Here is a 23324-nt window from a genome sequence, read left to right as displayed (position 1 = left end):
CTGGCCTGACCCGGCGTGCTGTGCTATATGATAAGTATGTTGTAACTAATGAGAGTGTTTATGGCAACCTACGATCTCATCGAACGGCTGAACAGCACGTTCCGCGAAATAGAACACGAATTGCTGACGCTGACCGCGCGTTTACAGACCTGCCGCCTGCTGGCCGCGCGCGTCTTTACCCTGCCCGATATCGCCAAAGGCGCGGAGCACGATCCGCTCGACGCCATTGAGGTGAAGCAGCATATCGGCGGCGCCGCGCTTGAGCTGGCCCTGAAGCACTACCGCCACCTTTTTATTCAGCAGCAGTCGGAACAGCGCAGCAGCAAGGCGGCCGTGCGCCTGCCGGGCGTGATCTGCCTGCAAACCGATGCCACCACGCGCGAGGCGCTGGAAAACCAGATTGCGCATATCAACGCCCTGAAAGCAACGTTTGAGAAGATAGTGACCGAAGAGTCCGGCCTCGCTCCGGCCGCCCGGTTTGAGTGGGTGCACCGCCAGCTTCCGGGATTAATTACCCTTAATGCCTACCGCACGCTGACTGTACTGCGTCACCCTGCCACGCTACGCTTCGGCTGGGCGAATAAGCACATCATTAAAAACTTCACCCGGGATGAGGTGCTGGCGCAGCTGGAAAAAAGTCTTAAGGCACCGCGTACCGTTGCACCGTGGTCGCGTGAACAGTGGATTGAGCGTCTGGAGCAGGAGTATCACAGCATCGCCTCGTTACCGGCGGATACGCGCCTCAAAATTAAGCGTCCGGTAAAGGTGCAGCCTATCGCTCGCGTCTGGTATTCCGGTCAGCAAAAACAGGTACAATATGCCTGCCCGACGCCGCTGATTGCGCTTTATGATGCCGATCAGGGCGCCATCGTGCCGGATATTGGTGAGCTGCTGAATTACGATGCTGAAAATGTTCAGCACCGTTATCGGCCTCAGGCGCAGCCGCTACAGCTGATTATTCCGCGGCTGCACCTGTATGTGGCGGGATGATTATTTCAGACTGCCGACCATCGCTTCCGGGCGAACCCAGGCGTCAAATTCCGCCTCCGTTAGATAACCCAGCGCCAGAGCGGCAGCTTTCAGCGTTAGCCCCTCTTTGTGCGCCTTTTTGGCGATCTCGGCGGCCTTGTCGTAGCCGATATGGGTATTGAGTGCGGTGACCAGCATCAGAGACTCATTCAGCAGCTGGCTGATGCGCTCGCGGTTTGGCTCTATGCCCACCGCACAATGCTCGTTAAAGCTCTCCATCCCGTCGGCCAGCAGACGAACAGATTGCAGCACGTTATGAATCACCATCGGACGATAGACGTTTAGCTCGAAGTTGCCGGACGCGCCGCCCAGGTTAACGGCCACGTCGTTGCCCATCACCTGACAGCAGAGCATGGTCATGGCTTCGCACTGGGTCGGGTTGACTTTACCCGGCATGATAGAGCTGCCCGGCTCGTTTTCCGGAATGCTGATTTCACCGATACCGCAGCGCGGCCCTGAGGCCAGCCAGCGGACGTCGTTGGCAATTTTCATCAGCGAAGCCGCCAGACCTTTCAGCGCGCCGTGGGTGTGAACCAGCGCATCGCAGGTCGCCAGCGCTTCGAATTTATTGGGCGCCGTGACGAATGGCTGTCCGGTAATGGCCGCAAGCTCCTTCGCCACGCGCACCGCGTACTCAGGATGCGTATTTAACCCGGTACCGACCGCCGTGCCACCGAGCGCCAGCTCCGCCAGATGGGGCAAACTGTTCTCGATATGCTTCAGGTTATGTTCCAGCATCGCCACCCAGCCGGAAATCTCCTGACCGAGCGTCAGTGGCGTAGCGTCCTGAAGGTGAGTACGGCCAATTTTAACGATGTCGCGGAAGGCCTGCGCTTTCTCGTTGAGCGTGGTTTTGAGCACGTTGAGCTGCGGAATAAGCTGCTCGCGGATCGCGATCACCGCCGCTACGTGCATCGCCGTCGGGAAGACGTCGTTGGAACTCTGGCTTTTGTTAACGTCATCGTTCGGGTGGATCTTACGCTCCATGCCGCGCACGCCGCCCAGCAGTTCACTTGCCCGGTTCGCCAGCACTTCGTTCATGTTCATGTTGCTTTGGGTACCGGAACCGGTTTGCCAGATGGCGAGGGGAAATTCGTCGGGATGTTTACCGGCCAGCACTTCGTCGGCGGCATTAATGATCGCGGTGGCTTTATCTGCGCCCAGCAGGCCTAAATCCTGGTTTACTTTTGCCGCTGCACGTTTGGTGAGTGCCAGCGCCTGAATCAGCGAGACGGGCATTTTTTCGGTCGAAATACGGAAGTGTTCCAGCGAACGCTGGGTTTGCGCGCCCCATAGCTTGTCAGCCGGAACCTCGATTGCGCCCATAGAGTCTTTCTCATGGCGTACCGTTGTCATTACTTTCTCCTTGATAACACTGTCGGGATTGCTCACATGCTTAAGAGATAAGTATTGATGACTTCTGAGAAACGATATGGCGCTTTGTGCGCTCTTTTTGGAGTCGGGTGGCGCTGACGCTTACCCGACCTACGAGAATGTAGGCCGGGTAAGCGTCAGCGCCACCCGGCATTTTCTTCAGACTACTTCACACACGCTGAACACTGGGACGACTGGATTTGCCTGAAGAAGTCGTTACCTTTGTCATCCACCAGGATAAACGCCGGGAAATCTTCCACTTCAATTTTCCAGATGGCTTCCATACCCAGTTCCGGGTATTCCACGCATTCCAGGCTCTTTATACTACCCTGCGCAAGGACCGCCGCCGGGCCGCCGATGCTGCCCAGGTAGAAACCGCCATGCTTATGGCATGCGTCCGTTACCTGCTGGCTACGGTTGCCTTTTGCCAGCATGATCATGCTGCCGCCGTTGGCCTGCAGCTGGTCAACGTAGGAGTCCATACGGCCCGCCGTGGTAGGACCTAACGAGCCGGAAGCATAGCCTTCAGGCGTTTTGGCCGGTCCTGCGTAGTAGATCGGGTGATCTTTAATGTACTGCGGCAGCCCTTCACCGTTATCCAGACGCTCTTTCAGCTTCGCGTGCGCAATGTCACGGCCGACGATAATCGTGCCGTTCAGAGAGAGGCGAGTCGACACCGGGTACTGAGAAAGCTGGGCCAGGATCTCTTTCATCGGACGGTTAAGGTCAACGCGAACCGCTTCCCCCTCACCCGCTTTACGCAGTTCTTCCGGGATGTATTTGCCTGGGTTGTTTTCCAGTTTTTCGATCCAGATGCCTTCGCGGTTGATCTTCGCCTTGATGTTGCGATCCGCAGAGCAGGAAACGCCCATGCCGACCGGGCAGGATGCACCGTGACGCGGCAGACGGATCACGCGCACGTCGTGAGCAAAGTATTTACCGCCAAACTGTGCGCCGAGCCCCAGGTTACGCGCTTCTTCCAGTAGCTCCTGCTCAAGCTGCACGTCGCGGAATGCCTGGCCGTGTTCATTACCTTCCGTTGGCAGACCGTCATAGTATTTGGTTGAGGCCAGTTTGACGGTTTTCAGCGTGCTCTCAGCCGAGGTACCGCCAATCACAAACGCGATGTGGTACGGCGGGCATGCAGCCGTACCGAGAGTACGCATTTTCTCGACCAGGTAGTTCTTCAGCTTGCCCGGGGTGAGCAGCGCTTTGGTTTCCTGGTAGAGATAGGTTTTGTTGGCCGAACCGCCGCCTTTGGCGATGCAGAGGAATTTGTACTCATCACCGTCGACGCTGTAGAGATCTATCTGTGCGGGCAGGTTGGTGCCGGTGTTGACCTCTTTGTACATATCCAGCGCCGCGTTTTGCGAGTAGCGCAGGTTATCTTCGGTATAGGTGTTGTAAACACCGTGGGCCAGCGCCGCTTCATCACCGCCGCCGGTCCAGACGCGCTGGCCTTTTTTACCAACGATAATCGCCGTGCCGGTGTCCTGACAGGTTGGCAGAATGCCTTTCGCCGCGATATCGGAGTTACGCAGGAACTGCAGGGCAACGTATTTATCGTTCTCGCTGGCTTCCGGGTCGCTCAGAATATCGGCTACCTGCTGCTGATGCGCAGGACGGAGCATAAACGAGGCGTCGTGGAAAGCGTGCTGCGCCAGCAGCGTCAGCGCCTGCGGATCCACCTTAAGGATCTCTTGACCTTCAAACTCAGAAACGGAGACGTGATCGCGGGTTAACAGGTAATACTCGGTCTGATCCTTACTGAGGGGGAAAGGATCCTGATAATGGAAGGGTTTATTCGACATTGTTCTCTCACTTACTGCTTCGGTCTGTTTATTCAGGGCAGATGTTCCGCTGCCCGGCTTAAAAGCGAGTCAGCTTATCCTACACAATTTTTTAACAAAAACTGAGACTAGTACGACTTTTTACATCCACAGGTTACTTCCATGTGGTTTATTGCTTTAATACCCGAAGTTAATTCCACAATTGAATCAGGGCTTGATAATGCAAAAACTCATTAACTCAGTGCAAAACTACGCCTGGGGAAGTAAAACTGCGTTAACGGATCTCTACGGTATCGCTAACCCCAACAACCTGCCGATGGCAGAGCTGTGGATGGGGGCACACCCGAAGAGCAGCTCAAAAATTGCAGACGCCAGCGGCCAGGTACGCAGCCTGCGTGACGTGATCGATGCCGATAAATCCGCGCTGTTGGGCGACAACGTTGCTCAGCGCTTCGGTGAACTGCCGTTCCTGTTTAAAGTCCTGTGTGCCGACCAGCCGCTCTCCATCCAGGTTCACCCGAACAAAAAAGCCTCTGAAATCGGCTTTGCGAAAGAGAACGCGGCGGGTATCCCGTTAGACGCTGCCGAGCGTAACTACAAAGATCCGAATCACAAGCCGGAACTGGTCTTTGCGCTGACCCCGTTCCTGGCGATGAACGCATTCCGCGAATTTTCCGAGATCGTTTCCCTGCTGCAACCGGTCGCGGGTGCTAACAAGGCTATCGCCCACTTCCTTGAAAACCCGAATGCCGACGCGCTGAGCCAGCTGTTTGCCAGCCTGCTGAATATGCAGGGTGAAGAGAAATCTCACGCGCTGGCGGTGCTGAAAGCGACGCTGGACAGCCAGCACGGTGAACCGTGGGAAACCATCCGTCTGATTTCCGCGTTCTACCCGGACGACAGCGGCCTGTTCTCTCCCCTGCTGCTGAACGTGGTGAAACTGAACCCGGGCGAAGCGATGTTCCTGTTCGCGGAAACCCCGCACGCCTACCTGCAGGGCGTGGCGCTGGAGGTGATGGCCAACTCCGATAACGTGCTGCGCGCGGGCCTGACGCCGAAATATATCTATATTCCTGAGCTGGTTGCCAACGTGAAGTTTGTGGCAAAACCGGCAGGTGAGCTGCTCACCCAGCCTGTCAAAACAGGTGCAGAGCTGGACTTCCCGATCCCGGTGGACGATTTTGCCTTCTCCCTGCACGACCTGAGCCCGACCGAAACCACCATTGCGCAGGAAAGTGCAGCAATCCTGTTCTGTGTCGAAGGCGAAGCCACGCTGCACAAAGGTGAACAGCGTCTGGTACTTAAGCCCGGTGAGTCAGCGTTCGTTGCAGCGAATGAGTCTCCGGTTAGCGTAAGCGGTACCGGTCGTCTGGCGCGCGTTTTCAATAAGCTTTAAGCACTTACTGAATTTTTTAACAACTCTTGCTAAGCTAGTTGCAGGCTTAATATCTCCGGGCGGTTTTTACCGCCTGGTTTCATTTTAGGGATAGTCGCAATGAAAAAATCGGTCGTAGCGGTTGGAGTGATTGTAGCGTTAGGCGTGGTCTGGACGGGTGCCTCCTGGTTTACCGGGAAACAGCTGGAAGGCCGTCTGGCTGAGATGGTGGCACAGGCTAATGGAGAGATTAAGCGCAGCGCGCCGGAAGCAGGTCTGGAACTGAGCTATCAGAACTATCAGCGCGGTGTGTTCACCAGCCATATGCAACTGGTGGTGAAGCCAGTGGCCGGTAATGAAAACGGCTGGCTGAAGCCAGGCCAGAGCGTGGTGCTGGATGAAGTGGTCAGCCACGGTCCGCTCCCGCTGGCGCAGTTGAAATCGTTTAATCTGATACCGTCCATGGCATCAGTTCACACCGTGCTGGTGAATAACGACGTCACTAAACCGTTGTTTGACCTGGCAAAGAATGAATCCCCTTTAGACATTAACACCCGCATCAGCTACTCCGGTGATACGAGTTCTGATATTGCTCTGAAAGCGCTGAACTATGAGAAAGAGAATGAGAAAGTCGCCTTCAGCGGCGGCAATTTCAAAGTCGACGCGGATCGGGATGGCAATGTCTTCTCCCTGACGGGTGAAGCGGAAAGCGGCCTGGTCAACGCCGTAAACGAATACAACCAAAAAGTTCAGCTCACCTTCAATAAGCTGAAGGCCGACGGCAACAGCCGTATGACCGATTTTAAAGAGCGTATCGGCGATCAGACGCTCTCCGTTGATAAGATTGCTATCGCGATTGAAGGTAAAGAGATGGCCGTGCTGGAAGGCATGGACGTCAACGGCAAATCCGACGTTTCCAAAGACGGGAAAAGCATCAACACCCAGCTGGACTACACGCTGAAAAGCCTGAAGGTACAGAACCAGGATCTGGGCACCGGCAAACTCTCGCTGAAGATCGGCAATATCGACGGCCAGGCGTGGCATGAATTTAGCCAGAAATACAGCAAAGAGAGCCAGGCGTTGCTGACCAATACCGCCCTGCAACAGAACCCGGAAGCGTATCAGCAGCAGGCGATGGCGGTGCTGTTCAACAACCTGCCGATCCTGCTGAAAGGCGAGCCGGTGATCACCGTTGCACCTCTGAGCTGGAAAAACAGCAAAGGCGAAACCAACTTCAACCTGTCTCTGTTCCTGAAAGATCCGGCAACCGCAACGGGTGAACCGCAGACGCTGGCGCAGGAAGTGGATCGCAGCGTGAAGTCCCTCGACAGCAAGCTGACTATCCCGATGGATATGGCAACCGAGTTTATGACCCAGATTGCGAAGCTGGAAGGCTACGGCGACGAAGACGCCGGTAAACTGGCGAACCAGCAGGTGAAAGGCCTGGCGGCGATGGGCCAGATGTTCCGCATCACGAAGGTGGAAAACAATACCATCTCCACCAGCCTGCAGTACACCAATGGTCAGGTTACGCTCAACGGCGACAAAATGCCGCTGGAAGACTTCGTCGGCATGTTTGGTATGCCGACGCTGGGGATGCCGGAACCGGCTGAACCCGCAGCGCCAGACGAACCGGCGGCACCGCAGCAGTAAACGTCAAAACCCCTCTCATGAGGGGTTTTTTATTCCCGGGTGGCGCTGACGCTTACCCGGCCTACGATCGGGGGTCGTTGCCGCCGGGCGATGTGCAGAGGCGTTTATTTCACGGTGACCAGGCGCGCCGCCACAATCTGGTGCCCGGCCTGGACATCCGTATTCTCGATGCGATGCATGATTCTGTCCGCCAGCGTATAACCCATCTCCCGCGCGGGAGTGGTGGCCCAGACGATCGGCAGGTCATCCAGCGCGTTTTCACCGACGTCGGCGAACGCCCCCAGCGAGACCTGATGGCCAAAGAAAGTTTCCACCCCGCCCTCACCGCTCTGCCGCCCGGCGCGGATCAGGCCAAACCAGGCCCCCATAGCAATCACATCGTTGTAGCAAATCACGGCGCTGATCGTCGGGTTGCTTCGCAACAGCGCATTTATCGCTTCAGCCGCTTTCTTCTGGCTGGACTCACATTCAACAACCCATTCACTGTGGAACGGCAAACCGTATTTGATCAACGTCGCGCAGTAGCCGCCGACCCGTTCGGCGCGGGTCAGGGACGAACTTTTACCCCCCAGCCAGGCAATGCGCTGATGACCGCGACGAATAAGATGCTCGGTCAACATTTGCGCGGCCTGCATGTTATCCGGGCGCAGCGTATCCGCTTCGTCCAGGTAGCTGGCGCGCGAAGCAAAGACCAGCGGCACGCCTTTTTCGGCGGCACGCTCGCACAGTTCGCTACCCACGCCCGACGCCCCGGCGACGATCACCCCGTCCACGCCCTGGTTGAGCAGCATATCCAGCCGGGAAAGGAGCTGATCGGCTTCGCGTCCGCCGTGCAGCAGAAAGACCATCCGCCCCTGCGCTTCAAGCGCTTCGGTTAACCCGGCGGTCAATTCTGCATAAAACGGAGACGTCAGATCCCGGACAATCAGGCCAATCACCCCGCTTTGTCCACCGCGCAGCGCCGACGCCTGGCGGTTACGCACAAAGCCTAATTGTTCAACCGCCTCGTTAACTCGCTGCCCGGTGGCAGGCGAGATGCGCCCTTTTCCGCTAAGCACCAGAGAAACGGTACTGACGGAGACCCCCGCCGCCAGCGCGACATCGTTGATGGTGATTTTTTTCGCTACAGCCATGTGTCGGCGTGACTCCCTGAAATGAGATCGGTAAAACGTTTTATCAATACGTTATCTTTATACTACCAGTCAAAGCCTGAGAATGTGATTTAGCGCGCACTAAACTTTGATAAAACGTTTTATCTTCTCGCAGCATTGAAGCAGATAAACTGATTTTAACAATAAAGGAGTCGTTTTATGACGGCGAAAGCAGCACAAAAAATATCGCTGTGGGAGTTTTTCCAGCAACTGGGTAAAACCTTTATGCTGCCCGTGGCACTCCTCTCGTTCTGTGGGATCATGCTCGGGATCGGTAGCTCACTGAGCAGTAAAGACGTCATTACCCTGATCCCGTTCCTCGGTACCCCCGTACTGCAGGCGATCTTCATCTGGATGAGTAAAGTCGGCTCCTTCGCATTTAGCTTCCTGCCTGTGATGTTCTGTATCGCTATCCCGCTGGGTCTGGCGCGCGAGAACAAAGGTGTGGCGGCGTTTGCCGGTTTTGTGGGTTACGCAGTGATGAACCTGGCGGTTAACTTCTGGCTGACCGCGAAAGGCATTCTGCCGACCACCGACGCTGCCGTGCTGAAAGCCAATAACATTCAGAGCGTGATTGGTATCCAGTCGATTGATACCGGGATCCTCGGCGCGGTGATCGCCGGGGTGATTATCTGGATGCTGCACGAGCGCTTCCACAATATTCGCCTGCCGGATGCCCTGGCCTTCTTCGGCGGTACCCGCTTTGTACCAATTATTACCCTGGTGGTGATGGGTCTGTTTGGTTTAATCATTCCGCTGATCTGGCCAGTCTTTGCGATGGGCATCAACGGTATTGGCCGCATCATTAACGGCGCGGGCGATTTTGGTCCGATGATCTTCGGTACCGGTGAGCGTCTGCTGCTGCCGTTTGGCCTGCAGCATATCCTGGTCGCCCTGATTCGCTTCACCGAAGCGGGCGGAACCATGGAGGTGTGCGGTCACGATGTGAGCGGCGCGCTGACCATCTTCCAGGCGCAGCTGAGCTGCCCGACCACTCATGGCTTCTCTGAAAGCGCCACCCGCTTCCTGTCTCAGGGTAAAATGCCAGCCTTCCTTGGCGGCCTGCCGGGTGCGGCACTGGCGATGTACCACTGCGCGCGTCCGGAAAACCGCCATAAAATTAAAGGGCTGCTGATCTCCGGCGTGATCGCCTGCGTCGTCGGCGGGACCACTGAGCCTATCGAATTCCTGTTCCTGTTTGTTGCGCCGGTGCTGTATCTCATCCACGCCGTGCTGACCGGTCTGGGCTTTACCGTCATGGCGGTGCTGGGCGTCACTATCGGTAATACCGACGGCAACGTGATTGACTTCGTCGTGTTCGGTATCCTGCATGGTCTTTCCACCAAGTGGTATCTGGTACCGGTCGTGGCGGCCATCTGGTTTGCGGTGTACTACGGCATCTTCCGCTTCGCCATTACCCGCTTCAACCTGAAAACGCCAGGCCGTGATGTTGAAACAGCCACCAGCGTCGAACAGGCGGTTGCAGGAACCGTGGGCAAATCCGGCTATAACACCCCTGCCATTCTGGCGGCGCTGGGCGGTGCGGATAACATTACCTCGCTGGATAACTGCATTACCCGCCTGCGTTTGTCGGTGGCGGATATGTCAAAAGTGGATACCAACGCCCTGAAAGCCAACCGGGCGATCGGCGTGGTACAGTTAAATCAGCACAATTTGCAGGTGGTTATCGGCCCGCAGGTACAGTCGGTGAAAGATGAGCTGGCAACCCTGATGCGAACAGTAGAAGCCTGATGCCCCCCCCTCGCTCTGAGGGGGTTTTACTTTAAGGACTCACGTGATGTTTGATTTCTCTACCGTCGTGGATCGTCACGGCACCTGGTGTACACAGTGGGACTACGTCGCCGACCGTTTTGGCGCGCCCGACCTGCTGCCCTTCACCATCTCGGATATGGATTTCGCCACCGCACCCTGCATTACTGACGCGATGCACCAGCGCATCAACCACGGCGTGTTTGGCTACAGCCGCTGGAAAAACGATGAATTTCTCGCCGCCGTCGCGCACTGGTTCCGCCAGCGCTTTAACAGCCACATTGATACCGAAACCATCGTGTATGGCCCTTCCGTCATCTACATGGTGTCCGAGCTGATTCGTCTCTGGTCCGCTCCTGGCGACGGCGTGGTGGTGCACACCCCGGCATACGATGCGTTTTACAAAGCCATTGAAGGCAATGGGCGTCATGTGGTGCCGGTTAAGATGGAAAAGCATGCTTCTGGCTGGCTGGGCAATATGGCCGCTCTGGAAGGGGCACTGGCGAAACCGGAAAATAGAATCCTGCTCCTGTGCAGCCCGCAAAACCCAACCGGTAAGGTCTGGACCCGCGAAGAATTGACCCACATGGCAGAGTTGTGCGCGCGCCATAACGTTGCGGTCATCAGCGATGAAATTCATATGGACATGGTGTGGGGTGCGCATCGTCACACGCCGTGGAATGAGGTGGCGCGCGGCAAATGGGCGCTGCTAACCTCCGGCTCGAAAAGCTTTAATATTCCGGCGCTGACGGGCGCTTACGGCCTGATAGGTGAAGAAGAGAGCCGTAACGGCTATCTCAGTGCCTTAAAAGGCCGGGACGGACTTTCTTCCCCCTCCGTACTGGCACTGACGGCGCATATCGCCGCCTACCAGCAGGGAGCGCCGTGGCTGGATGCCCTAAGGCACTATCTCGAAGAAAATCTGCTGTATATCGCGCAGGAATTAAACAGTGCTTTTCCGAAACTGAACTGGCAGCCGCCGGAGGCCACCTATCTGGCCTGGGTTGATCTGCGCCCGCTAAATATTGATGACCGCGCGCTACAAAAAGTACTGATTGAGCACCAAAAAGTGGCCATCATGCCGGGATATACCTACGGAAACGAAGGTAACGGTTTCGTGCGCCTGAACGCAGGCTGCCCGCGCAGCAAGCTGGAACAAGGGGTGAAACGCCTCATCGCCGGGATTAACACGCTCCTGTAATCAGTTTGCGCAACGGAATATTCCCTTGCGCAAATAGCTTTTTACCCCGTTTTGTTTTTATAATATGGCGCACTTTAACCAGAAAAGAGTGCGACCATGATTGATACACGCCTGCCTTTAACTGATATTCATCGTCACCTTGACGGTAACATTCGTGCCCAAACCATCCTCGATCTTGGCCGCCAGTACAATTTAACGCTTCCCGCTCAAACGCTGGAGTCATTGATCCCGCACGTACAGGTCACCTCTAATGAACCTGACCTCGTCAGCTTCCTGAGCAAACTCGACTGGGGCGTGAAGATGCTGGCCTCGCTGGATGCCTGCCGCCGCGTGGCGTTTGAGAACATTGAAGATGCGGCTCGTAACGGCCTACACTACGTTGAGCTGCGCTTCTCGCCGGGCTATATGGCGATGACCCACAACCTGCCCGTTGCAGGCGTGGTGGAAGCCGTGATTGAAGGCGTCCGCCAGGGCTGCGAAACCTACGATGTCCAGGCCCGTCTGATTGGTATTATGAGCCGTACGTTTGGCGAAGCGGCCTGCCTGCAGGAGCTGGAGGCGCTGCTGGCCCATCGCGATGCCATCACTGCCGTCGATCTCGCCGGTGATGAACTGGGCTTCCCGGGCAGCCTGTTCCTCTCTCACTTCAACCGCGCACGCGATGCCGGCTGGCACATTACCGTTCATGCGGGCGAAGCGGCAGGCCCGGAAAGTATCTGGCAGGCCATTCGTGAGCTCGGCGCCGAGCGTATCGGTCACGGCGTGAAGGCGGTAGAAGACCGCGCCCTGATGGATTTCCTCGCAGAACAGCGTATCGGGATTGAATCGTGCCTGACGTCCAATATTCAGACCAGCACCGTGGCAACGCTCGCGCAGCACCCGCTGAAAACCTTCCTGGAACACGGCGTGCTGGCCTCGCTGAACACTGACGATCCGGCGGTACAGGGCGTGGATATCATCCACGAGTACAACAACGCCGCACCGCAGGCGGGTCTGAGCCGCGAGCAGATCCGTCAGGCGCAGATCAACGGTCTGGAAATTGCGTTCCTGACGCCGGAAGAGAAGCAGGCTCTGCGGAATAAAGTGGCAACCGCGTAAGCCTTTTTGCCGGGTGGCGGCTGCGCCTTACCCGGCCTACAGTATCTGAACCCTATGCCAGACAGAGCGTGGCGCGATGTTTGGCAGATTCGATACCCAGCTCAATCAGCTCCATAATCTGAATCGCCTGGCTGGCCGGAACCGGATTTTCTCCTGTTCCGTTCAACGCATCGCGAATAGCCGCATAATAGGCCGGATAGTTGCCCGGCATCGTCAGCAACGTTTCCTCAACCAGTTCCTCACCTTCAACCCGCGTGACCACGCCGTCGCGCATATCATAGCCCCAGTCTTCCTGCGGCAAACGCTCACCGTTTTTAAGACGGTCTTCCTGTGGATCGAGGCCAAACTTCACATAGCTTCCCCGCGTGCCGTGAATGATATAACGGGCAGATTCCGCGGCCGCGACCATCGTTCCATGCAGCACGATGCGGCGCTGCGGATAACTTAACACCGCGTGGAAGTAATCGGTCGTCTGCGCCCCGGGTCTGAGCTGGGCCAGATCGACCGTCATGCTCACCGGCAGACCAAACAGGTTGACAGCCTGGTCCAAAAGATGAGGGGCTAAATCGTACCAGATGCCGCTCCCCGGACCGGCCTGCTCCCGCCAGCGGTTTCTTACCTGCGGGCGAAAACGGTCAAAGTGCGATTCAAAAAAGAGGATCTCGCCTAACGTACCTTCGCTGAGTAGCGTTTTTACCGTCAGGAAGTCGCTGTCCCAACGGCGGTTATGAAAAACGGAAAGCAGTCTGCCCAGGCCTTTTGCCAGCGCGTCCAGTTCACGCGCCTGTGACAACGTCACCGTGAAAGGTTTATCAACAATGACGTGCTTTCCTGCTTCCAGCGCGGCTTTTGCCAGGGGGAAATGCGTGTCGTTAGGTGTAGGGATGACAATTAAATCAATATTCGGATCGTTGAAGAGATGTTTTGGCTCAGAGACAACCGGCACGGAAGGCCAGTCGGCATGGACTTTGGTAGCATCGCTACTGGATACTGCTGCCAGCATCATTCCGGGCGTTCCGGCTATCAGAGGTGCATGAAACGTTTTGCTCGCGTACCCATAACCTATCAGACCGACGCGGATATTATCACTCATAGTGCCGTCCTCTTTTATGACGTTCTTATTTCACACTGGCAAGCCTGGCATAAGCGCAGATTAATAATATGCCGTATGACTTAAAATAGCAGGTTGTGGCGGTTGTTTTCGTTACATAGTATTAACCTTCTGATTTTGTTTAAGGGAACCGTTCCCAAAGCGCTTGCCGTTGGTGAGGCCTCGCTGTAACATTTGCGCCCTGTATTTATGGATAAAGTACAATTACGAGTCATGACATCAATTATTAATCGAATCATTGAATTAGCGGGATGGATTGTTCTTGGGGTATCGGTCATTTTGCTCGGCGTTGCCAGCCACATCGATAACTACCAGCCGCCGGAGCCTGTCACAGTCGCCCAACCTAAGTAACCGGTTACTGCAATAACGAGTGACATATTATGTCAGTTACGTATTGCCAGCCCAGGTGAACACGGTTAACCTTCTCTTCCAGGCATCGTCTGATGCCTGAATTTCAGCAAAGAAAACTCCTAATTTCGTCGCGTTACCTGAGTGGGCTGTTTACGTCTTTATTAATCCGTTTATTATTCGAACGAATTACCTTAACGGGTATTACTCACTTTTATATGGAAACTTATTAATATGACAGTTCAGGACTATTTATTAAAATTTCGCAAGATCAATTCGCTTGAGAGCCTGGAAAAACTGTTTGACCACCTGAACTACACCCTGTCGGATAATCAGGACATCATCAATATGTATCGCGCCGCCGATCATCGCCGTGCGGAGCTGGTCTCCGGCGGTCGTTTGTTCAACGTCGGTGAAGTGCCTAAGTCTGTCTGGCGTTACGTTTTATAAGAAAGTAGCCATCCGCGCGAAATGTTATATACTCTCCGCCCTGCAAACTGGCTGTACAACATTTCGCGCAGATTATGGGAGAGTTCATGACCGCAACGCCTGGAGAACGCATTGGAGGCTGGTTAATCGCCCCACTGGCATGGCTGCTGGTTGCCTTGTTAAGCGCATCGCTTGCGCTGCTGCTTTATACCACCGCACTGATCACCCCTCACGCTATTCAGACCCTGATGTCGCAAAGTGTGCTTAATATTGCGATGTGGTTTGTGTCCTTCGTTTTCGCGATCGGCATGTGGTACTACACCCTGTGGCTGACCATCGCCTTCTTCAAACGCCGCAAAGGGGTGCCTAAGCACTATATTATCTGGCTGTTAATCTCAGTCCTGCTGGCAGTCAAGGCGTTTGCGTTCTCGCCGGTGTCTGACGCGCTTGCGGTCCGCCAGCTACTTTTCCCGTTACTGGCCGCGGCGCTGCTGGTGCCCTATTTCAAGCGGTCGACGCGGGTAAAAAACACCTTTGTGAACCCGTAATAACCTTACAGATAACCTGTTGTCGCCTGACCCGGTTTGTCCGATAATAGGCGGCTTTTTTATTTCAGGCTAAATAATGACCGATTACTTACTGCTCTTTGTCGGCACTGTGCTGGTTAACAACTTCGTTCTGGTGAAGTTCCTTGGCCTGTGCCCGTTTATGGGCGTTTCCAAAAAACTGGAAACGGCGATGGGCATGGGGCTGGCAACCACCTTCGTCATGACGATGGCATCGATTTGCGCGTGGTTGATTGATACCTGGATCCTCATTCCGCTGGGGTTAATCTACCTCCGTACGCTGGCATTTATTCTGGTCATTGCCGTTGTTGTGCAATTTACCGAAATGGTGGTGCGTAAAACCAGTCCGGCGCTCTATCGCCTGCTCGGTATCTTCCTGCCGCTGATCACCACAAACTGCGCGGTACTCGGCGTGGCGCTGTTGAACATCAACCTTGGCCATAACTTTATGCAGTCGGCGCTGTACGGTTTTTCCGCCGCCGTCGGTTTCTCGTTCGTAATGGTACTGTTCGCCTCGATTCGCGAACGTCTGGCCGCTGCGGATATCCCTGCGCCTTTCCGCGGTAACGCGATTGCGCTGGTCACCGCGGGTTTAATGTCTCTGGCCTTTATGGGCTTCAGTGGTCTGGTGAAGTTGTAATGAATGCTATCTGGATTGCCATCGCCTCTATTAGCGTCCTGGGGTTAGCGTTTGGCCTTATCCTCGGTTACGCCTCCCGCCGTTTCGCGGTAGAGGACGATCCCGTTGTAGAAAAAATTGATGAGCTTCTGCCGCAAAGCCAGTGTGGGCAGTGCGGCTACCCTGGCTGTCGCCCTTACGCTGAAGCGGTGGGCATTCAGGGTGAGAAAATTAACCGCTGTGCGCCCGGCGGCGAAGCGGTGATGCTGAAAATTGCGGCCCTGCTTAACGTTGACCCACAGCCCGTTGATGGCGATGCGGATGTGCAGGAGCCGGTCCGCGCCCTCGCCGTGATCGACGAGGCAAATTGCATCGGCTGCACTAAATGTATTCAGGCCTGCCCGGTTGATGCCATTGTTGGTGCCACCCGCGCCATGCATACCGTCGTGGCGGATCTGTGCACCGGCTGTAACCTCTGCGTAGCCCCCTGCCCGACGCAATGTATTACGCTGCGCCCGGTTGAAGCGACTACCGAAAGCTGGAAGTGGGATCTTCAAACCATTCCGGTTCGCAACATTCCTGTGGAACAACATGCTTAAGTTATTTTCTGCTTTCAGAAAAGAGAAGATCTGGGACTTTGACGGCGGTATTCATCCGCCGGAGATGAAAACCCAGTCTAACGGCACGCCGCTGCGCCAGATTCCGCTGGCGACGCGTTACGTCATGCCGCTCAAGCAGCATATCGGCGCGGAAGGTGAGCTGTGCGTAAAAGAAGGTGATACCGTCCTTCGCGGTCAGCCGCTGACCTTTGGTCGCGGACGTATGCTGCCTGTACACGCCCCAACGTCCGGTAAAGTGATCGCGATTGCCCCTCATACGGTGGCGCATCCGTCGGCACTTTCAGAGCTGAGCGTGATCATTGAAGCCGACGGCGAAGATCGCTGGATCGAACGTGACGGCTGGAGCGACTACCGCAGCCAGAGCCGCGAAGCGCTTATCGAGCGCATTCACCAGTTCGGCGTTGCCGGGCTGGGCGGCGCGGGCTTCCCTACCGGCGTCAAGCTGCGCGGCGGTAGCGATAAAATCCAGACGCTGATTATCAATGCCGCAGAGTGCGAGCCGTATATCACCGCCGACGATCGTCTGATGCAGGATTGCGCCGCTCAGGTAGTGGAAGGCATCCGTATCCTCGCGCATATTTTGCAGCCGCGAGAAGTGCTGATTGGTATCGAAGACAATAAACCGCAGGCTATCTCCATGCTGCGCGCCGTGCTGGCGGGTAGCCATGATATCACCCTGCGCGTTATTCCAACCAAGTACCCGTCTGGCGGCGCAAAACAGCTGACGCAAATCCTCACCGGGAAGCAAGTGCCGCACGGCGGACGTTCTTCGGATATCGGCGTGCTGATGCAAAACGTCGGCACAGCTTATGCCGTGAAACGTGCGGTAATTGACGGCGAGCCGTTAACCGAACGAGTCGTGACGCTGACTGGCGAATCGGTCTCCCGTCCGGGTAACGTCTGGGCGCGCCTCGGTACGCCGGTGCGTCATTTGCTGGAGCAGGCTGAATTCTGCCCGGGTACCGATCAGATGGTGATCATGGGTGGCCCTCTGATGGGCTTTACCCTGCCATGGCTGGATGTCCCGGTAGTCAAAATCACGAACTGCCTGCTTGCTCCCTCTTCCACCGAGATGGGCGAAGTGCAGGAAGAGAAAGGCTGCATCCGCTGTGGCGCCTGTGCCGATGCCTGTCCGGCGGATCTGCTCCCGCAGCAGCTTTACTGGTACAGCAAAGGCCAGCTACACGATAAAGCCAAAGCGCATAACCTGGCCGACTGCATCGAATGCGGCGCCTGCGCCTGGGTCTGCCCAAGCAATATTCCGCTGGTGCAATACTTCCGCCAGGAGAAGGCCGAAATTTATGCCATCTCCATGGAAGAAAAACGTGCAGCAGAAGCCAAAGCGCGCTTTGAAGCACGTCAGGCGCGGCTGGAACGTGAAAAAGCGGCCCGTCAGGAGCGTCATAAGCAGGCCGCCGTCCAGCCTGGCGAAAAAGATCAGGATGCCATTAACGCCGCCCTGGCGCGCGTTCGCGAGAAAAAAGCCAATGCTGCCCAGACGGTGGTGATCCCTGCAGGTGAGAAGCCTGACAACAGTGAAGCCATCGCCGCGCGTGAAGCACGCAAGGCTGCGGCTCGCGCACGTCAGGCAGAAAAAGCGCAAACAGCGCAACCGGATGGGGAGGTCGATCCACGCAAAGCCGCTGTCGAGGCGGCGATTGCCCGTGCCAAAGCCCGTAAGGCCGGGGAGCAGCAGGTGATGGTTGAACAGGACGCGGTCGATCCGCGTAAAGCCGCTGTTGAAGCCGCGATTGCCCGCGCCAAAGCGCGTAAAGCAGCGCAGCAGGCACCTGCAGCAGAAACAGAAGCACCGGTTGACCCGCGTAAAGCTGCCGTTGAAGCGGCGATAGCCCGTGCCAAAGCGCGTAAAGCAGCGCAGCAGGAAGAGCAGCCGCAGGCCGCTAACGATGACCCGCGCAAGGCCGCCGTCGCTGCCGCGATTGCGCGCGTTCAGGCGAAGAAAGCCGCACAGCAAGCCGTTAACGAGGATTAAATGGTTTTCAGAATCGCAAGTTCCCCTTACACCCATAATCAGCGTCAGACATCGCGTATTATGATGCTGGTTTGCCTGGCCGCGCTGCCGGGTATTGCCGTTCAGTGCTGGTTTTTCGGCTGGGGAACCCTGTTCCAGATAGCCCTGGGCTGTATCAGCGCCGTAGCGGCAGAGGCGCTGGTGCTGAAGCTTCGCAAGATGACGGTCTCCCGCATTCTTGCCGACAACTCCGCGCTGCTGACCGGCCTGCTGCTGGCCATCAGTATTCCGCCGTTTGCCCCGTGGTGGTTGGTCGTCCTCGGTACCGTTTTTGCCGTGATTATTGCCAAACAGCTGTATGGCGGGCTCGGCCATAACCCGTTTAACCCGGCGATGATCGGCTATGTGGTGCTGCTGATCTCCTTCCCGGTACAAATGACCAGTTGGCTTCCACCGCATGACATTGCCGCCACGGTGCCAGGCTTTATGGATGCCCTGCACGTGATCTTTACCGGCCATACGGCGCTCGGCGCGGATATGAACGCGCTGCGTATGGGCGTGGACGGCATCAGCCAGGCGACGCCGCTCGATACGTTCAAAACGTCCCTGCATGCCGGGCACAGCGTCGAGCAAATCATGAAATCCGCCATCTACAGCGGTATGCTTGCGGGTGCAGGCTGGCAGTGGGTTAACCTGGCGTATCTGCTGGGTGGCCTGTTCCTGCTGCAGCAGAAGGCCATCCGCTGGCATATTCCGGTCAGCTTCCTCGTGACGCTGGCGGTTTGTGCCACCCTTGGCTGGGTCTTCTCCCCTGAGTCGCTGGCCAGCCCGCAGATGCATTTGCTCTCCGGTGCAACGATGCTTGGCGCGTTCTTTATCCTGACCGATCCGGTGACGGCGTCTACGACTAACCGTGGTCGCTTGATCTTCGGTGCGCTGGCAGGACTGCTGGTCTGGCTCATCCGTAGCTTTGGCGGTTATCCGGACGGGGTGGCGTTTGCCGTCCTGCTCGCCAACATCACCGTTCCACTCATCGACTATTACACGCGCCCGCGCGTGTACGGCCATCGTTAAGGGTGTCGCGATGCTGAAAACAATGCAAAAACATGGCGTCACGCTGGCCGTTTTCGCCGCCGTACTCACCGGAATGACGGCGCTGGTGAATGAGCTGACCAAATCGACCATTGATGAACAGGCGGTGAAGCAGCAAAAAGCGCTGTTCGATCAGGTGATCCCGTCGGATTTTTACGATAATGACCTGCAAAAGAGCTGCTTCGTGGTAGACGCGCCGCAGCTTGGAAAAGGCCCACACCGCCTGTTTATCGCCCGCAAAGGGGATAAACCGGTCGGCGCGGTAATGGAGGCGACGGCGCCCGACGGCTATTCCGGCGCCATTCAGCTGCTCGTCGGCAGCGATTTCTCCGGCACCATACTGGGCACCCGCGTGACGCAACATCATGAAACGCCGGGCCTGGGCGATAAAATTGAAACCCGTCTGAGCAACTGGATTTTAGCTTTCGCTGGTAAAGTGATTCATGGCGAAGGTGACACCGCGTTTGCGGTGAAAAAAGACGGCGGCGAGTTTGACCAGTTCACGGGCGCGACCATCACGCCGCGCGCGGTGGTGAACGCCGTAAAACGGGCCGGGCTGTATGCTGAAACGCTACCCGCGCAAATCAACAATCTTCCGGCCTGTGGAGAGTGATCATGAGCCAGGTTAAAGAGGTTATTGTCCAGGGACTGTGGAAGAACAACTCCGCGCTGGTTCAGCTGCTGGGGATGTGCCCACTGCTGGCCGTGACGTCAACGGCCACCAATGCGCTCGGTCTCGGTCTGGCAACGACGCTGGTGCTGACTCTGACCAACCTTTCCATCTCCTCCCTGCGCCGCTGGACCCCGTCGGAAATCCGTATTCCGATTTACGTTATGATCATTGCGTCGGTGGTCAGTATCGTCCAGATGCTTATTAACGCCTACGCCTTCGGTCTGTATCAGTCGCTCGGAATTTTTATCCCTCTGATCGTGACCAACTGTATTGTGGTCGGCCGTGCGGAAGCCTTCGCCGTGAAAAACAGTCCGGCCATGTCGGCGCTGGATGGTTTTTCGATTGGTATGGGTGCGACCGGTGCGATGTTCGTGCTGGGCTCACTGCGCGAGATCCTCGGCAACGGGACGCTGTTTGACGGTGCCGACGCGCTGCTGGGCGGCTGGGCCAAATCGCTACGTATCGAGGTGTTCCATACCGATACGCCATTCCTGCTGGCGATGCTGCCACCTGGCGCGTTTATTGGTCTTGGCATGATGCTGGCAGTAAAATACCTGATTGATGAAAAACGTAAGCGCCGCGCAGCAGAGCGTAGCGTCCAGGAAGGGATCCCCGAGAAGGCCTCATGAATAAAGAAAAGCGCATTGCGATCCTGACCCGTCTGCGGGACGAGAACCCGCATCCGACGACGGAGCTGAATTTTACCTCCCCGTTTGAGCTGCTGATCGCCGTGTTGCTCTCTGCACAGGCTACAGATGTGAGCGTCAATAAAGCGACCGCCCTGCTCTATCCGGTCGCTAATACGCCAAAAGCGATGCTGGAGCTCGGCGTGGAAGGCGTGAAGTCTTATATCAAAACCATCGGATTGTTTAACAGCAAAGCAGAGAACGTGATTAAAACCTGCCGGATCTTGCTGGAACAGCACGGCGGTGAGGTGCCGGAAGACCGCGCAGCGCTGGAAGCGTTGCCGGGTGTAGGACGCAAAACCGCGAACGTGGTGCTTAATACGGCGTTCGGCTGGCCGACGATCGCCGTGGATACGCATATCTTCCGTGTTTCTAACCGCACCAACTTCGCCCCCGGTAAAAATGTTGAGCAGGTCGAAGAGAAGCTGTTAAAAGTGGTGCCCGCCGAATTCAAGGTTGACTGCCATCACTGGCTGATTTTGCACGGCCGTTATACCTGCATCGCCCGTAAACCTCGTTGCGGCTCCTGCATTATTGAAGACCTCTGCGAATACAAAGAAAAAGTTTATCCCTGAATTTCTGGTCTGAACAATCGCAATCCCACATCAGGAGAAGGCCTTCCAAACGTCCCTCTCCTGACCATAAATCATTCGCCTCTTTCCCCTGCTGACTTGTCACTTGTTCGGTGCGTTAACGCTCAAACAGGTTAATACTTTTTTCATAGCCAAAAATTTCTATACATCTGTGATCGCGATCACTCTGATAACTTCATGTTGATTTTTTGTTGTCAAAATCATCCCAAAGCCTTTGCCAGACAAGATATAACCGATCAGAACCGGAAGATAAGACCAGCTATTTTTCAGAATATGGGCTATATCACTGCCACAAACGGCAAATAGCAGAACATATCGCCAAAAGCCGATCGGGGAGGGGGAATACCAGTTGAAAAAACTACCTTTACTCACCGTATGAAATTTAACGCTGAATAACATTTGCATGAACCGACGATTATACCACCCCAGATAAATGTAACAGATTATTACAAACGTATTGCCAGACGGGTCAGGATAGTGAACATTACCCGCCGTTTCTCCTCCCAATATAACTATAAGGCGGATGGACTACGGCCATCACGCTATGAACACCCCCGTTAATATGGGATGTAAAAAAAGAGGTATATGTGTCGACTGCAAACAATAAACCAACAGATGAAAGCGTGAGTCTTAACGCTTTTAAACAACCGAAAGCGTTTTATCTCATCTTCTCTATCGAGTTATGGGAGCGTTTTGGTTACTACGGCCTGCAAGGGATCATGGCGGTTTACCTGGTAAAACAGCTGGGTATGTCCGAAGCCGATTCCATCACGCTGTTCTCCTCCTTCAGTGCCCTCGTATACGGCCTGGTTGCTATCGGCGGCTGGCTGGGTGATAAAGTTCTCGGCACCAAACGTGTCATCATGCTGGGCGCCATTGTTCTGGCGATTGGCTATGGGCTGGTCGCATGGTCTGGCCATGACGCCGCAGTGGTGTATATGGGTATGGCGACCATTGCTGTCGGTAACGGATTGTTTAAAGCGAACCCGTCTTCCCTGCTCTCTACCTGTTACAGCAAAGATGACCCACGTCTGGACGGTGCATTCACCATGTACTACATGTCCATCAACATCGGTTCATTCTTCTCCATGCTGGCAACACCATGGCTGGCCGCTAAATTCGGCTGGAGCGTGGCGTTTGCGCTGAGCTTCGTGGGTATGCTGATCACCGTAGTGAACTTCTTGTTCTGCCGCAACTGGGTCAAAGACTACGGTTCAAAACCCGATTTCGAACCCGTCCATATGGGTAAACTGCTGGCGACCATCGTGGGCGTTGTGATTCTGGCGGCAATCGCCACCTGGCTGCTGCACAACCAGGGTATCGCACGTGCGGTGCTGGGCGTGGTTGCGCTGGGTATCGTGGTCATCTTCGCGAAAGAAGCGTTCGCGATGCAGGGTGCTGCGCGCCGTAAGATGATTGTGGCCTTCATTCTGATGCTGGAAGCGATTATCTTCTTCGTACTGTACAGCCAGATGCCAACCTCTCTGAACTTCTTCGCCATTCGTAACGTTGAGCACTCTATCCTGGGTATCGCGTTCGAGCCGGAGCAGTATCAGGCGCTGAACCCGTTCTGGATTATGATTGGCAGCCCGATTCTGGCAGCTATCTATAACAAGATGGGCGACCGTCTGCCAATGCCGCACAAGTTTGCGATTGGTATGGTGCTGTGCTCCGGTGCGTTCCTGGTGCTGCCGCTGGGTACGAAATTTGCGACCGACGCCGGTATCGTCTCCGTAAACTGGCTGATTCTGAGCTATGCGCTGCAGTCTATCGGCGAACTGATGATCTCCGGTCTGGGCCTGGCGATGGTGGCACAGCTGGTTCCACAGCGTCTGATGGGCTTCATTATGGGTAGCTGGTTCCTGACCACTGCCGGTGCAGCAATTATCGCAGGTAAGATTGCGAACCTGATGGCCGTGCCGGAAAACGTCACTGACCCACTGGTCTCCCTGAATGTCTACGGCACCGTGTTCATGCAGATTGGTATTGCGACAGCGGTGATTGCAGTTCTGATGCTGCTGACCGCGCCGAAACTGAATCGTATGACTCAGGACGACGATAAGACGGCCAAGGCAAGCGAAACCGCGACTGCGTAAGATTATTGAGAAACGACTGTTGAGAAGCCGCTAATGCATTAGCGGCTTTTTTTTTGCCTGTTCGCGCACTAACATAGC

General features: G+C 55.8%; 21 protein-coding genes. 17 read left to right on the top strand and 4 right to left on the bottom strand.

What is annotated here, in order from left to right; all coding sequences use genetic code 11:
- The first annotated feature begins 60 nt into the window (after positions 1–60).
- On the top strand, positions 61–990 hold the full coding sequence (gene tus, locus A4308_RS14445) for a DNA replication terminus site-binding protein (RefSeq protein ID WP_045282032.1): 930 nt from the start codon (positions 61–63) through the stop codon (positions 988–990).
- Here tus and fumC read toward each other — a convergent pair whose 3' ends face one another.
- Both fumC and fumA read right to left on the bottom strand, forming a co-directional pair.
- Positions 991–2385 carry a class II fumarate hydratase gene (gene fumC / locus A4308_RS14440; protein ID WP_045134979.1) on the bottom strand — a complete coding sequence of 465 codons (1395 nt, stop codon included), beginning with the start codon at positions 2383–2385 and terminating at the stop codon, positions 991–993.
- 182 nt (positions 2386–2567) lie between these two features.
- Positions 2568–4214, bottom strand: coding sequence for a class I fumarate hydratase FumA (gene fumA, locus A4308_RS14435; protein ID WP_045282031.1), 1647 nt, complete (start codon positions 4212–4214; stop codon positions 2568–2570).
- A gap of 199 nt (positions 4215–4413) precedes the next feature.
- On the opposite strand from fumA, the gene manA reads away from it, so the two are divergent.
- Together manA and A4308_RS14425 are read left to right on the top strand one after the other, a co-directional pair.
- Complete coding sequence (gene manA / locus A4308_RS14430; RefSeq protein ID WP_045282030.1) at positions 4414–5589, top strand: mannose-6-phosphate isomerase; 1176 nt, start codon at positions 4414–4416, stop codon at positions 5587–5589.
- A gap of 99 nt (positions 5590–5688) precedes the next feature.
- On the top strand, positions 5689–7221 hold the full coding sequence (locus tag A4308_RS14425) for a YdgA family protein (RefSeq protein ID WP_045282029.1): 1533 nt from the start codon (positions 5689–5691) through the stop codon (positions 7219–7221).
- 104 nt (positions 7222–7325) lie between these two features.
- On the opposite strand, the gene A4308_RS14420 is transcribed toward A4308_RS14425, so the two are convergent.
- Positions 7326–8354, bottom strand: coding sequence for a Mal regulon transcriptional regulator MalI (locus tag A4308_RS14420; RefSeq protein WP_045282028.1), 1029 nt, complete (start codon positions 8352–8354; stop codon positions 7326–7328).
- Between the two features lie 177 nt (positions 8355–8531).
- Between A4308_RS14420 and malX the strand changes: the two genes are divergently transcribed.
- The 3 genes from malX to add all read left to right on the top strand — a co-directional run bounded on the left by malX (position 8532) and on the right by add (position 12441).
- Positions 8532–10124, top strand: a complete 1593-nt coding sequence (gene malX / locus A4308_RS14415; RefSeq protein WP_045269488.1) for a maltose/glucose-specific PTS transporter subunit IIBC — start codon at positions 8532–8534, stop codon at positions 10122–10124.
- A gap of 46 nt (positions 10125–10170) precedes the next feature.
- The gene (locus tag A4308_RS14410) at positions 10171–11343 is read left to right on the top strand and encodes a MalY/PatB family protein (RefSeq protein ID WP_045282027.1); all 1173 of its coding nucleotides are present in this window, start codon (positions 10171–10173) and stop codon (positions 11341–11343) included.
- Positions 11344–11439: 96 nt separating this feature from the next.
- On the top strand, positions 11440–12441 hold the full coding sequence (gene add, locus A4308_RS14405) for an adenosine deaminase (RefSeq protein ID WP_023332825.1): 1002 nt from the start codon (positions 11440–11442) through the stop codon (positions 12439–12441).
- 52 nt (positions 12442–12493) lie between these two features.
- On the opposite strand, the gene A4308_RS14400 is transcribed toward add, so the two are convergent.
- Positions 12494–13534 (bottom strand): oxidoreductase, encoded by a 1041-nt coding sequence (locus tag A4308_RS14400; protein ID WP_023337193.1) that lies wholly within the window; start codon positions 13532–13534, stop codon positions 12494–12496.
- 243 nt (positions 13535–13777) lie between these two features.
- Here A4308_RS14400 and blr point away from each other — a divergent pair, with 243 nt between their 5' ends.
- From blr to dtpA, 11 genes are all read left to right on the top strand, one after another.
- Positions 13778–13903, top strand: a complete 126-nt coding sequence (gene blr, locus A4308_RS14395; RefSeq protein WP_168112406.1) for a division septum protein Blr — start codon at positions 13778–13780, stop codon at positions 13901–13903.
- A 231-nt stretch (positions 13904–14134) separates the two neighbouring features.
- Positions 14135–14350 carry a transcription modulator YdgT gene (gene ydgT / locus A4308_RS14390; RefSeq protein ID WP_013096896.1) on the top strand — a complete coding sequence of 72 codons (216 nt, stop codon included), beginning with the start codon at positions 14135–14137 and terminating at the stop codon, positions 14348–14350.
- Between the two features lie 86 nt (positions 14351–14436).
- The gene (locus A4308_RS14385) at positions 14437–14877 is read left to right on the top strand and encodes a DUF2569 domain-containing protein (protein WP_014883582.1); all 441 of its coding nucleotides are present in this window, start codon (positions 14437–14439) and stop codon (positions 14875–14877) included.
- A gap of 76 nt (positions 14878–14953) precedes the next feature.
- On the top strand, positions 14954–15535 hold the full coding sequence (rsxA, locus tag A4308_RS14380) for an electron transport complex subunit RsxA (protein ID WP_014883581.1): 582 nt from the start codon (positions 14954–14956) through the stop codon (positions 15533–15535).
- Positions 15535–16113 (top strand): electron transport complex subunit RsxB, encoded by a 579-nt coding sequence (rsxB, locus tag A4308_RS14375; RefSeq protein ID WP_023337191.1) that lies wholly within the window; start codon positions 15535–15537, stop codon positions 16111–16113. The genes rsxA and rsxB overlap by 1 nt, the downstream gene beginning before the upstream one ends.
- Positions 16106–18127, top strand: a complete 2022-nt coding sequence (gene rsxC / locus A4308_RS14370; RefSeq protein WP_045282026.1) for an electron transport complex subunit RsxC — start codon at positions 16106–16108, stop codon at positions 18125–18127. The genes rsxB and rsxC overlap by 8 nt, the downstream gene beginning before the upstream one ends.
- Positions 18128–19180 carry an electron transport complex subunit RsxD gene (gene rsxD, locus A4308_RS14365; RefSeq protein WP_045269484.1) on the top strand — a complete coding sequence of 351 codons (1053 nt, stop codon included), beginning with the start codon at positions 18128–18130 and terminating at the stop codon, positions 19178–19180. It begins immediately after the preceding gene.
- Between the two features lie 10 nt (positions 19181–19190).
- Positions 19191–19811 (top strand): electron transport complex subunit RsxG, encoded by a 621-nt coding sequence (rsxG, locus tag A4308_RS14360; RefSeq protein WP_023337189.1) that lies wholly within the window; start codon positions 19191–19193, stop codon positions 19809–19811.
- Between the two features lie 2 nt (positions 19812–19813).
- Positions 19814–20500, top strand: coding sequence for an electron transport complex subunit E (locus A4308_RS14355; RefSeq protein WP_014883576.1), 687 nt, complete (start codon positions 19814–19816; stop codon positions 20498–20500).
- The gene (nth, locus tag A4308_RS14350; protein WP_008500570.1) at positions 20497–21132 is read left to right on the top strand and encodes an endonuclease III; all 636 of its coding nucleotides are present in this window, start codon (positions 20497–20499) and stop codon (positions 21130–21132) included. Before A4308_RS14355 ends, nth begins: the two co-directional genes overlap by 4 nt.
- A gap of 605 nt (positions 21133–21737) precedes the next feature.
- Positions 21738–23246 carry a dipeptide/tripeptide permease DtpA gene (gene dtpA / locus A4308_RS14345; protein WP_014883575.1) on the top strand — a complete coding sequence of 503 codons (1509 nt, stop codon included), beginning with the start codon at positions 21738–21740 and terminating at the stop codon, positions 23244–23246.
- Positions 23247–23324 lie beyond the last annotated feature (78 nt).

It is taken from the genome of Enterobacter sp. ODB01 (assembly GCF_001623605.1).
Lineage (GTDB): Bacteria > Pseudomonadota > Gammaproteobacteria > Enterobacterales > Enterobacteriaceae > Enterobacter > Enterobacter kobei.
Note: the sequence above shows the minus strand (reverse complement) of the source record. Positions and strands in the feature narration are given on the sequence as shown.